Annotated in this window: 8 protein-coding genes; 3 read left to right on the forward strand and 5 right to left on the reverse strand. The window is 67.0% G+C overall.

Annotated elements, in window-relative coordinates; all coding sequences use genetic code 11:
* Nucleotides 1–2,534, reverse strand: a 2,534-nt coding sequence (locus ABFX54_RS45245; protein WP_346113191.1) for a trypsin-like peptidase domain-containing protein, incomplete at its 3' end; no start/stop codon positions are given.
* A gap of 6 nt (nt 2,535–2,540) precedes the next feature.
* Complete coding sequence (locus tag ABFX54_RS45250; protein ID WP_346113218.1) at nt 2,541–2,888, reverse strand: trypco2 family protein; 348 nt, start codon at nt 2,886–2,888, stop codon at nt 2,541–2,543.
* 845 nt (nt 2,889–3,733) lie between these two features.
* Between ABFX54_RS45250 and ABFX54_RS45255 the strand changes: the two genes are divergently transcribed.
* Both ABFX54_RS45255 and ABFX54_RS45260 read left to right on the forward strand, forming a co-directional pair.
* Nucleotides 3,734–4,177, forward strand: a complete 444-nt coding sequence (locus tag ABFX54_RS45255) for an SRPBCC family protein (RefSeq protein WP_346113193.1) — start codon at nt 3,734–3,736, stop codon at nt 4,175–4,177.
* Between the two features lie 183 nt (nt 4,178–4,360).
* Nucleotides 4,361–7,447, forward strand: coding sequence for an NACHT domain-containing protein (locus tag ABFX54_RS45260; protein ID WP_346113194.1), 3,087 nt, complete (start codon nt 4,361–4,363; stop codon nt 7,445–7,447).
* A gap of 158 nt (nt 7,448–7,605) precedes the next feature.
* Here ABFX54_RS45260 and ABFX54_RS45265 read toward each other — a convergent pair whose 3' ends face one another.
* The 3 genes from ABFX54_RS45265 to ABFX54_RS45275 are packed head-to-tail and all read right to left on the reverse strand — an operon-like array spanning nt 7,606 to nt 9,873.
* Nucleotides 7,606–8,769 carry a DUF6545 domain-containing protein gene (locus tag ABFX54_RS45265; RefSeq protein WP_346113195.1) on the reverse strand — a complete coding sequence of 388 codons (1,164 nt, stop codon included), beginning with the start codon at nt 8,767–8,769 and terminating at the stop codon, nt 7,606–7,608.
* A complete protein-coding gene (locus ABFX54_RS45270) occupies nt 8,762–9,445 on the reverse strand; it encodes a hypothetical protein (protein WP_346113196.1) in 684 nt (227 codons plus the stop codon). Before ABFX54_RS45270 ends, ABFX54_RS45265 begins: the two co-directional genes overlap by 8 nt.
* A 41-nt stretch (nt 9,446–9,486) precedes the next feature.
* Complete coding sequence (locus ABFX54_RS45275) at nt 9,487–9,873, reverse strand: hypothetical protein (protein ID WP_346113197.1); 387 nt, start codon at nt 9,871–9,873, stop codon at nt 9,487–9,489.
* 239 nt (nt 9,874–10,112) lie between these two features.
* Here ABFX54_RS45275 and ABFX54_RS45280 point away from each other — a divergent pair, with 239 nt between their 5' ends.
* Entirely contained in the window at nt 10,113–10,958 is an 846-nt protein-coding gene (locus ABFX54_RS45280) for a hypothetical protein (RefSeq protein ID WP_346113198.1), read from the forward strand.
* Nucleotides 10,959–11,032: the final 74 nt, after the last annotated feature.

Consider the following 11,032-nt stretch of genomic DNA (forward strand, 5'->3'; position numbering starts at 1 on the left):
GGTACCGCTTCGGTCCGCCGTCCCACCTCCGCCAGCCGGTTGGCGTGGTTGTTCAGCGAGCCGGCGAGGTCGGGCAGGTAGGCGTCGCGGTTGAGCTCGGCCAGTTCCCGGCGCAGGCGGACGGCTTCCTCGCTGACCGGCACCGCCTCGGCCCGCCGCCCCACCTCCGCCAGCCGGATGGCGTGGTTGTTCAACGACATCGCCAGGTCGGGCAGATAGGCGTCGCGGTTGAGCTCGGCCAATTCTCGGTAGATCTCGACGGACAGATCGCTCATCAGGGAGCTGGTATAGGCCCATTGGACCGATTGGCGGGGCAGAGCATTCAGGACAGGTGTGATGTGCTCGTCGAATACCGCTGCGTTCGTGCGGGCCAGTGCGATGAAGCCCTCTAGCAGCGGGCGGCGCCATTCTGTGACCAGGGCGACCCAGGGGGCGGCGGCGCCGAAGGTGGTGGGGTGGAGATGAATGAGGTCACGCACGTGCGCTGCGACGTGCTCGTGGTTGACGGCGGCCCGGGCAAGGAGGGTCAATGCCTGGTAGGCCCGCGCGGTCTCATTGATGAGGACTTTCTCGGAGCCGGGCAGCGGTGACGTGAGCGTGCCGAGTTGCGGCGCTCCTCCACTCTGGCTCGCCGGTCGCGGGTCGAACAGGTCGGGCTGTTCGCGCAGGATTTCGCTGATCATCAACTCGGCGAGCGGGTCCGGCTGGACCTGCCCCAGACTCGGCTCCATTTCCTCGTCTTGCCCGGGGTGGTCGGGGGCCGGTTGGGTTTGGGGGTAGAGGTCGGCGAGCCAGCCGGTCACGAACGGCGCGTTCTGGGCGGTGCCGGCTGAGCACGCCAGCTCGCCGAGGTTGGTTGCGGTCGCCGGATCGCAGGGGCCCAGGAGGATGAGGCCGCCCAAGGAGCGTTGGCGGGCCTGGGATGCCAGCAGCGGCCGGATACTGTCGTCGGGATCGTCCGACAGGATGCCTTGCTTGTCCAGGCCGCGGCGCCTGGCGACTTTGTCGAGGTATTCGATGTGCCGCCGGTAGAAGCGTTCTTCGCTGCTCAGGCCCGGTACGACAGTGCCCGGGTCCCGCTGTTCGAGCAGCGCGAGCAGGGCTTCCATCTGCAGGTTGAGCGCCTTGCCGAAGCGGGGGTCATCCAGATCGGGAAGCGGCAGGGTGCCGGCGATCGCGGTCCAGTCCGCCGCGGGCAGGTCGGGCAGGAGCGTAGCCAGGCGCGCCAGCGAGCGCGCGGCGTCGGTGAAGTCCCGCTCCCGCCTGCCACGCCCGGGTGGGGTCAGGGCCGCCAGCCGAATCGGCTCATCGGGGGAGCAGCCCGCCTTCGTCAAACCCGCGGCCAGGGCCTTCCACCACTGTCCCGCCGTGCGGGCCAGCAGCAGTAGCCGGAGCGGTTGCCGGTTGCGGCGTTGGACGACGATGATATCGATCAATTTTTGGACCACGGCGGGATCGGTTTCGGCGTAGTCGATCACCAGCAGGACCGGCCGGTCGCTGTGGCCGAGCGCCGTCACCGCCCGCTTCTCAGGCGGCAGGCGCGGATCGAAGAAGCCCGCCAGCCAGCCTTTGCGCCGGGAACGCTCCACGAACTCCCGGGCCAGCCGTGTCTTGCCGTGACCGCCTTCGCCGTGTACCAGCCGCACCGCCAAAGCGGCCGGGCGCGCCCGCCAGATGGCCAGCTCCGCAGTCTCAGTCGCGCGGCCGTGAAACGGGACGGCCGCCACCTCGGCCCGCAGCAGGTCTCCCAGCGTGCGGATCACCGGCCGCTCGGTCGGGTCCCGGAACAATCCGGCGAACTCCACGGCCTCCAGCACCGGCGCAATCCCCGTATCGTCGGTGATCAGACGGGTGAACTCCGGACAGGCCAGCAGCCGCTCCGACGGGAGCGCCCGCAACCGCCCACCGCGAAACAGCGTGTCATCGAAGGCGATCACTCCGGTCAGCAGCCCGGCGCACATCAGCGCGCCGCCGGACATGCCCGACCACCACTGCACCACGTCTCCGACCTGCTCCGGTGCGGCATGCGCGTCCAGCCGGACGACGTACCGGCCACTGCCACGAAGATCTCCTGGATGCAACTGGCCCTGCAGTTGGTCGGTCTGACGCCGTAGACCCTGCTTACCCCCCTCGCTCTGCCCGCCGTGTTCGCCGCGGTGGAGGGCGAACCGCGGGAACCCGATCGCGGTACAGGCGATGCCGGGCGCGGCTCCGGTGATGACTCCCCAGCGTGCTGGCGGGATCGAGCGCCGCTCCTCCAGCCGCAGCAGCGCCGCGTCGACGTCAGGATCGGCGGAGATCCACGCGCACGTGGCCCGCTCCGCCCGCCCGCCGGAGCGCTGGGCCGGGTCTCCGACCCGGACCTCGATTCTCGGCCACGCTTGTTCGTCGGTAGCGGAGTCGACGACCACGTGACGAGCGGTGAGGATCAGCGTCGGACTGATGAGGTACCCGCTGCCCTTGCTGGCGATCTTCTCGCCGCCGGCTCGCACGTCGACCAACCTACTGAACTCCACAGCGGGTAACGACGTCATGGCGGGCTACCCCTCCTCCTCACCCCAGTCGTCGCTGTCGTCATCGGTGATGATCGCCTCGGGAGAGTTCGGCATCGCCGTATCGGTGACGGCCAGCGTCAGGGTGAGGCGGTGCGTCGACTCCCTGGCCAGCTTCGCCTCACCACCGGCCTCTACCCCGCCGATCCCCACCACCTCGACCTTCACCTTGGCGCCGGGAACCGCCTCCTTGGCGACCACCACCGCAAGCTCCAGCTCGGCCTCGGTGATTTTGAACCGGAGCCGCTGACCGGCGCCCTCTTCCTGCGCCTGGGCGAGTTCCGCGCGTACCTGACGCAGCGTCTCTGCCAGCCCTATCCCCGCACCCTTAGCCATCGGCACGAACCCGCCCTTCGCGCATCACTGATCAAATGCTCGACGCGCACCAAGCCTGACTACCTGTCCCCCGCGACTCCGGCCCCGCCCTTATACCGGCACATGTGCGCGTATACCGGCATCATCGTTCATCCAACAAGATCACACAATGTGATTACTCAATAACGCATCGAATGTCTCGCAATTTGCCGGAGGGTAGGCAGGCGTTCTCGGACCGCGCCGGAAAGCACTCAAGGCCGCCGCACGCATGCGGTCTGGCCCCCCGCATCACCCCATGATCGGACATTAGCGTCAGCCAAGGGGACGTCGTGCCAGGCACGCGAGGCCCTCGCATATGCTTCGGCTGAGCTCACACGATTCCGCCGGCTCGGCCAGATAACGCCGGGACCTCCTGGCCATTAACCGGGGGAACTCACAGGCAGGGCAGGACCGTCCCCGCGCGGGGATGGTCCGACGAGCACGATGATCGCGCACGTGAGCCCGAAATCGGCCCGGCACGCGCGGGGATGGTCCCCTACAGCGCGACGAAGATCGATAAAATCCGCGAGTCGGTACGGCATGCGGGGATGTTCCGGACTGGTCCGCATGAACCTGCCGATGACCCCAGTATGGGCTTCCGCGCACGCGGGGACGGGCCGGTAGTCCAACCGCGAACACGGCCACCCCCGAGCCATGTCCTTGCGTTCGGATCACTGGATGAGGTCGTTGGCATGTGGGGCCGCCATCAGCGCGATTGATCCGGTTCGTTCTATACCAAGATCGTTCCTCCATGTATGGTGGCATCATGTTCATCTATGGCGGAGATCTCCGTCATAGTCGAGTGACGACACCCCGCGAGGTGAGGCGTGCACCAAATCCGAACGGAGACTCACATCTCGGCATCACCCGACCAGGTATGGAAGATCCTTTGTGACTTCGACGCCTATGGCGAGTGGAATCCGCTGGTTCCGAGGATGCGCGGCACCGCAGTTGTGGGGAGTCGCCTCACGCTGCCCACCGCCATGTGGCCCGGAGGGCGCGTCGTCATGCCGATGCGCGCGATAGTGGAGGAGGCGACTGCGCCACGGCGTCTTGCTTGGCGAACCACCATGCTGGCGCGAGGCGTCGGTAGCTCTGTCCACGACTTCATCCTGTCGCCCGATGCAGAGCGTGGCGGCACTCATCTCCTCCATCGCGAGACCATGACCGGGGCCATCGCTCCTGTGATGTGGTCGATGCTGCGCCGCTTCGAGCCGGTGTTCGAGCAGCTCAATCAGGCATTGAAGAGACGCGCCGAGGCGACTGGTTGAGGAGGCGTCCACGTGTCGGGACGTTCACCGGTTCTGGCCTTCCAGCCCTGGTCGCCTCGCCTGCAACACCGACGCAAGTGGGACCACCGGTTCCTCTAGCAAGCGGAGTCCGTCGCCGGGCTGCTGTACGGCGCTGATTCTGTCGGTCAGCATGGACAGTGGGTGGGCGTGAGGAGGGCTCCGATGCCGGACAGACTCTGCTATGCCGATGCCGTGAAACTTCTGGGCGGCTCTGACAGTGCCCTGGTCGCCGCACTGGACAGGCTGACCGGCGGTTTGTTGCTGGCGGCCACCGGTGGCGGCGCCGAGTTCGCGCTCAGCCTCTTCGACGCCAAGGGCGAGTTGGCGCGCCTCAGCGGCGATCTGGTCAGTGGTCTGGCGGACCGGCTGCGTGGCCTGGGACGTTTTGACCGAACTGAGCGGCTCATCGCCGCCCACAAGGTGATCGTCCTGACGGGCTACTTCGAGGCGGTCAGCTCCGCAACGGCCTCCTTCGACACCGGACGAGGGGTGCGGTTGGACAGATCCGCGCAGGTCGGCCTGGCGGCCGGAGTACGGCCTTCCTCGGACCGGCTCAAAGACCTGGTCGGCGTGCTCAACGACAGCGACGTCCCCGGGGAGCCAGCGCGCCCCGGGGACGCGGCCATGCCGCAAACCTTGTGGGCTTTCTACGTCTCCCTTAGCGAGCGGCTGGTCGCCTACCTGGGCGGAGACTCCACGGATGAGATCATCCGGGTGCTGACCGAAGACGTGCCGCAGGCGGCGATGCGCCGTTACGAGCACCATCTGCGAGCTCTGGCCGCTGACTTCCCCGAGGTGGCGTTCTGGGCGAACCGGCTCGACCATCTCGTCACGCAGGACGGGCTGCTGCGATTGCACGCTGGGCTGGAAGGGCTCGGGCGGATCCTGGAGCAAATCGCTTCCGGCACTGTGCCCATGGGGGAGCGGCGCGCGCTCCTGGCCAGGCGTTACCACCGGGTCCTCGAACGCCCCGTGGTGGCCACCGGCGACGTTCCCGAGGGACTGCTCATCCCCTCGCTGGCCGTCGCGTACGTGAATCCGCAGTTCAAGGTCGCCGAGGTCAACCACGCCTCACGCCTGGACCAGGAGCAGTGGTGGGCTGACCACGACGTACGAGCTGACCTGCAGGAGTTCCTAGTCACTCATCTGACCTCGATCGCTGCCACCCAGCACCCACTGATCGTGCTCGGTCAGCCGGGATCGGGGAAGTCGGTGCTCACGCAGGTCTTGGCGGCGCGGCTGCCTGCGTCCGACTTCCTGACCGTGCGGGTGGCGCTGCGTGACGTCCCGGCCGACACGGATTTGCAGTCCCAGATCGAGTACGCGATCAGGGACGCGACCGGCGAGAACCTGACCTGGCCCGCTCTGGCCGGACAGGCGGGTGGCGCGTTGCCGGTTGTCCTGCTCGACGGGTTCGACGAGTTGCTGCAGGCTACCGGCATTGGGCAGACAGATTATCTGGAGCAGGTCGTACGCTTTCAGGAGCGCGAAGCCGATCAGGGTCGGCCGGTCGCCGTCCTGGTCACCAGCCGCATCGCTGTCGCCGACCGGGCCCGCGTCCCAAGCGGCGGCGCGACCGCTCTGAGGCTGGAGCCGTTCACCGACCAGCAGGTCGAGCAGTGGCTGGACGTCTGGAATCAGCACAATACGGCGCACCTGGCTACGCGCGGCCTGCACCCGCTACCGGCCGAGGCGGCGCTGCGTCAGCCGGAACTCGCCGCACAGCCGCTGCTCCTGCTGATGCTTGCCTTGTACGACGCCACCGACAACGCGCTGCAACGGCACGCCCAGACGCTCGACCATGCCGACCTGTACGAACGCATCCTGCGCAGCTTCGCCGAGCGCGAGCTGCGCAAGAACCGTCCGGAACTGTCGGGCGCGCCGCTGGAGGCCGAGATCGACAACGAGTTGCTGCGGCTGTCGATCGCGGGCTTCGCGATGTTCAACCGGGGCCGCCAGTGGGTCACCGAGGACGAGCTGTCGGCCGACCTGCTCGCGCTGTCTCTCGCGCCCGTCGCCGAGCGCGCCGCACGCGACTTCCATGCCCCGCCGAGCCCGGGCCAGCAGGTCATCGGCCGCTTCTTTTTCATCCACCAAGCACAAGCGCTGCGCAAGGACGCCAGGCTCACCACCTGCGAATTTCTGCACGCGACCTTCGGCGAGTTCCTCGTCGCCCGGCTGATCCTGCGCGAACTGCTCGACCTTGCTGCGGTTGCCTCCGCGCGGAGGAGGCGTACAGCGGACGACGGCTTCGTCCGGACGCTGCTCTCCTTCGCTCCGCTGACCAGCCGAGGCCAGATAATCGACTTCCTCCAGCAGCTCGCCGGCCAGGTGGGCGACGACCGCCGGCCGCTGTTACGCGAGTTACTGCTCACCGCGTTTCACGGTTCTTTGACAGCTCACGGCAGCGCGACTCATGCTTCCTACCGGCCGGAACAACTCCGCGAGCCCGCCCGCCACGCCGCCTACGCGGCAAACCTGCTGCTACTGATCGTCATCATCGGAGGGCCGGTATACGGGCATGAACTGTTTCCCGAGGCGAGATTCCCAGCGCTCGCATGGTCCCGACACGCACTGTTGTGGCGATCCCAGTTCACAGCGGAGGCATGGGAATACCTCGCGGCCTTCCTCTCACTGGAGCGTACCTGGCACGCGGACGATCGCGAAGTCAGGATAGGCGTGCGTGGTGAGGATCTCTGGAGTCCGCCCGAACCGGACGTCTTCTGGATGCATTTCGCGCCTCCCGGTCACGAGATGCGCGAATGGTACGGCTGGCGCCGCAACCGTACGCACGACCTGTTCAGAGAGAGCTATTTCACCTGTGATGTCGGCGAGGATTTCGCCTGGCACTCGCTCAGCGCGCTGGTCACCGCCCTGGACTACGGCGATATGGAAGGTCCTGAAGACGTCGAGGCCACCACCGCGATCGGGGTGGTGAACCCCGACCTGGCAATGTCCGTCACCAACGCCTTGACCCGCGTCTGGCTGGCCTCTAGCGACCCCACCGGTACAAGTGATCTACAACAAGCCTACGAAGACTGCCTGACAGTTATCCATCACAGCCGCCCTGACGAGGGTTCGCCGGCCCGGACCGCCTACGTGTCCCGTCTGCTGCGGCAACTGGCCGCCGACCGCGAACGGCTCTCCCGCGAGTTCCGATCCCAAGTCAAGACACTCCTCACGGATTACTTCTACCCCGAGCACCATCTGGTGCGCGGCTGGGTCGAAGAGGCATTCGAGGACCTTTGACGCCGCACCACCTCTGCCGAACTCGTGCCCGTTATCGATTCGCTGGGCGGCCAACGCTGCTAAACAGTCACCGCAATAGGGAACGCCGCGCCCCAGCAAGCCGGTCACGGCTATCGCGACGTGGTGTCAGGTGGTGACCATCCGGATGACTTTTCCATTCAGGACGCCGTGGCACTCGAGCTGAGGGGGAGCGGGCCCGCGCTGTATTCGCGGGCGATGGCGGCGATCCAGGAAATGCCGCCCGGGATGTCCTCTGGGGCGGCCTGGCCGTAGGCCCACATGCTGTGTTCGGACGAGAGATGGGGCTTCTGCGCGAGGGCTGCGGCGATCCATGCGGCGTGTGCGGCCGCCTCGATGCGGTCCTCGGGCAGGCCGGCCGCTTCGGCTGCCGTGCGGGCCTCGGTGAGGAGGGCGGTTGATTGCGGCCAGGCGGCCAGGAGTCCGAGGGCGTCGTGGATCTCGGTGACCGCGGCGATGAGCAGGGCACCGGTCGGCAGGTGTTCGTGGACGCGGATCACGTCGGGGTAGGCGGTTCGTAGTGCCCGCCATAACGGGGAGATCAGGCGTAAGTCGCGGCGAGCACGGTGCCAGTGCAGCGGGAGCGCGAGCGCGGGTAGTGCCAGGCCGATGAAGCCCAGGGCGTAGCCGGGGTAGTTGATGACTCCCGCGAGGTCGGCCGACCATGGGCAGGGCCATGACGGAATCCCGGGTAGGGCGTCGGGCACCAGGTAGAGCAGCGTGTATGCCGAGCGGGCGCCGCCCAAGTTGCCGATGGCCATCAGGTAGAGGCCGGTCTTGGTGAGCCGGGAGGCCGATGTGCGGGCGAGCAGGGTGAAGAAGATCGTCGCGCTGACGAAGACGAACAGCAGGTATCCCTCGTACACCGCGAGCGTGATCATCTGTGCGGGTGAGGCGTGGTGGTGTCCGACGGCGTGGTAGGTGAAGGCGCTGTTCAGATGCTGGGTGAGGGCCAGGGTCGAAGTGATCGCGATGAGGGTGCCGGCCACCGTCCAGGTTCGCCAGAGGACGGTCATCGATTGACGCCGGTCGGCTGCCCGGCCCATCAGGAGCCAGCCGTGGACCGCTGACAGGGCGATGATTCCGGTGGCCATCTCGGCGGCGAAGGGGAGTCCGGGCAGGCCGCTGGTCTCGATCAGCCATGAGTGGACCGCGGGCTGGGGTGCGAAGGTGGCGTTCAGGCAGCCGCTGGTGAGCGCGACGGCGATCAGGAAGTGCCGGGGTGACCTGCGGATTCCGGGCAGGCGCAAAAGCGCGATGATCCACATAGGTACCAGGGCCAGAGCGATGATCGCGCTACTCATCACGGTAGGGGTGAAGCAGGGGTCCCGCGAGTTCGCGAAGAGCTTCGCCCTGCGCGGGGTTGAGGCTCTGGAGGCCGCCCCGGCGTACTCGATCTCCCAGGGCCATGGCCAGGGCGTCGGCTTCCTTCTCCAGCCGTCCCCTGTCGCGGAGGGTGCGGCCCATCACGGCTTGGAGGTCGGACCGGTCAGCGACGGCGGGGAGGCCGTGGAGCTGCTGGACCAGGGTCGTGAACTCGACGATCTGTGTCTTGGCCTCCTCGTCCAGCCCGCCGATGCTGCGGGTCAGGATCCGCAGTCTTGGGGTGGACGAAGCGGGGGAGGGGACCATGGTCTGGGCGGTGATGCCCTGGCGGGCTTCGGGCTCCCGGTAGTGGCCGCAGACCAGGTGCGCGGCCTCGTGGAAGATCATCATCAGCTGGTGCGGGACGGGTACGTAGCCCGCGTATCCGATGATGTCCAGTTCGCCTGTCCGGATGTAGAGGCCGCCCACTCCGCACGCGTCCAGTCGTGAGAACCGGCCCAGTTCGAAAGGGTGCGTGACGACGTTCCGGCCCGTCAGGCGGCGCAGCAGGGCACAGAACTGATCCACGTCGAAGGGGTCGGGGATCTGCCGCAACAGCGCTGCGTGCTCGCGTTGTAGCTGCTTGTACAGTGTCCGGCGCGGCAATCGGAACATCTGATCCTCCGGGGGCGGTCAGGGATGAGGGTCGTTGGCGGTCACTTGTTCACGGGAGGCAGGCCGTGTACGCGCCGGACCATGTTCGCGAAGTCAACGATCTGCTGTCGTGCTTCCTCGTCCAGGTCCCCGATGCTCCGCGTCAGGACGAGCATCTCCGCAGGCGGCGCGTCGGCGGACGGGGCTGCTTCGCCTGCCCAGTAGCCCAGCGGGATGTCGGGAAAGAGTGTCTGCAGCGCCCCCATGGTCTTGGCGGTCGGATTGGTCATTTCTCCTCGTTTGGCACGGCCGACCTGGCTGGAACTCCAGCCGAGCGCTGCCTGGAGTTCTTTGTCGCTCTTGCCGGTCAGAGCGCGCTGAATCCGCTCGGCGATCACTCGCTCCCGCTCCTGCTCGCGAGGCGTAGCCGTCTCATTGGTGTCCCTCACGGTTCCCGCTCCTCGTCACTGGACCTCCATACATGAAGGCCTTGATCCAGGAATCTAACAATACATGGGTAAGAGATCTTGACATAGCCCTCAACTGCCAGACATGGTGTTCACCATTAAATGAGCGCATTGCTCGCAATGTCACCCATCTATTGGTGAACGAGGCGGGCGAGATCGGATCTCTGCGTCGCGCTCGGTACTGATCACTGCTGTCTACGAGTCGTACTCGGAGATGCATCATGACGTTCATCCCCCGGCTGTCAGCCTCTTTCGGTTCACACTCACTGACTCCTGTCGCCCACCGTGTCTGCCGGCGTACCCTCCCCGACGCATCCGCCGTTCGGATAGGCGACACCGTCGACGGCGGTGTACAGATCTGGCTGGACACCACCGCGCCACAGGCGAGCTCCTCTTGGGCGGCGCTGCACCGCATCCAGCACCAACTGCAGCTGCTCGGCCTTCACGTCGAGATCGAACACGATGCCCAAGGGCTGGTGGTACTGGGATGGAGCTCCCGGTTCCTGATGCACCGCGCGCGTCTGTTGCGCATGGCGCTACGAGGCCAGCTGAGCGACTACTGGGCCACGGCACAATCCGTCGTCACCTTGAGTGCCCATTTATGGGGGCAACCCGGGCGGACCAACGGCGAGTCGATCGCTGCCGTCGCCTTCGCCCACGTCCAGGAACAGCTGCGCTGGCCGGGATGGCTGGCTGATCTCGAGGGATGGCGCCGCTACTCCGACCTGGCCGAACATCAGACGCTGCTGGCCCGTGTGATCGGGCTGGAAGCGAGGGTCGCACAAGCCTGCGAAGGTCATCTGGTGTCGGCGAGGCTTGTCGCCACGTCAATGCGGCGTGAGCTCGACCGTACGGAGAACCGCCGAGAAGCCGCTTACCGGGTTCTCGCGGCGGCCACGCCCTGGCTGCGTGCGGGGCAGCTCCTCGCCCACACCGCCGCGGACCAGCCGGGTGACCCGCCGCCGCTGGTAGCGGGTGGTCCGGCGGCAGGACTGACGGAGCGATTGATCGCGGTCAGCGTCATCAACCACGGCAGGTGGCCCGAGACGAGCCCGCGATGGTCGTGACCGCGCAACCCGAGCAGCCGGTGCCGGCATCGCGGCGTCAGACAAAGGCCGGTGCGGGTCCAGCGCACCGACGC

It is taken from the genome of Nonomuraea maheshkhaliensis, assembly GCF_039529435.1.
In the GTDB taxonomy this organism is placed as follows: Bacteria; Actinomycetota; Actinomycetes; order Streptosporangiales; family Streptosporangiaceae; genus Nonomuraea; species Nonomuraea maheshkhaliensis.

Bases quoted from the DNA above. Each gene is read 5' to 3' on its own strand.
- ABFX54_RS45250 (WP_346113218.1), bottom strand. From the start codon at position 2,888: ATGGCTAAGGGTGCGGGGATAGGGCTGGCAGAGACGCTGCGTCAGGTA.
- ABFX54_RS45270 (WP_346113196.1), bottom strand. From the start codon at position 9,445: ATGTTCCGATTGCCGCGCCGGACACTGTACAAGCAGCTACAACGCGAG.
- ABFX54_RS45280 (WP_346113198.1), top strand. From the start codon at position 10,113: ATGACGTTCATCCCCCGGCTGTCAGCCTCTTTCGGTTCACACTCACTG.
- ABFX54_RS45265 (WP_346113195.1), bottom strand. From the start codon at position 8,769: ATGAGTAGCGCGATCATCGCTCTGGCCCTGGTACCTATGTGGATCATC.
- ABFX54_RS45260 (WP_346113194.1), top strand. From the start codon at position 4,361: ATGCCGGACAGACTCTGCTATGCCGATGCCGTGAAACTTCTGGGCGGC.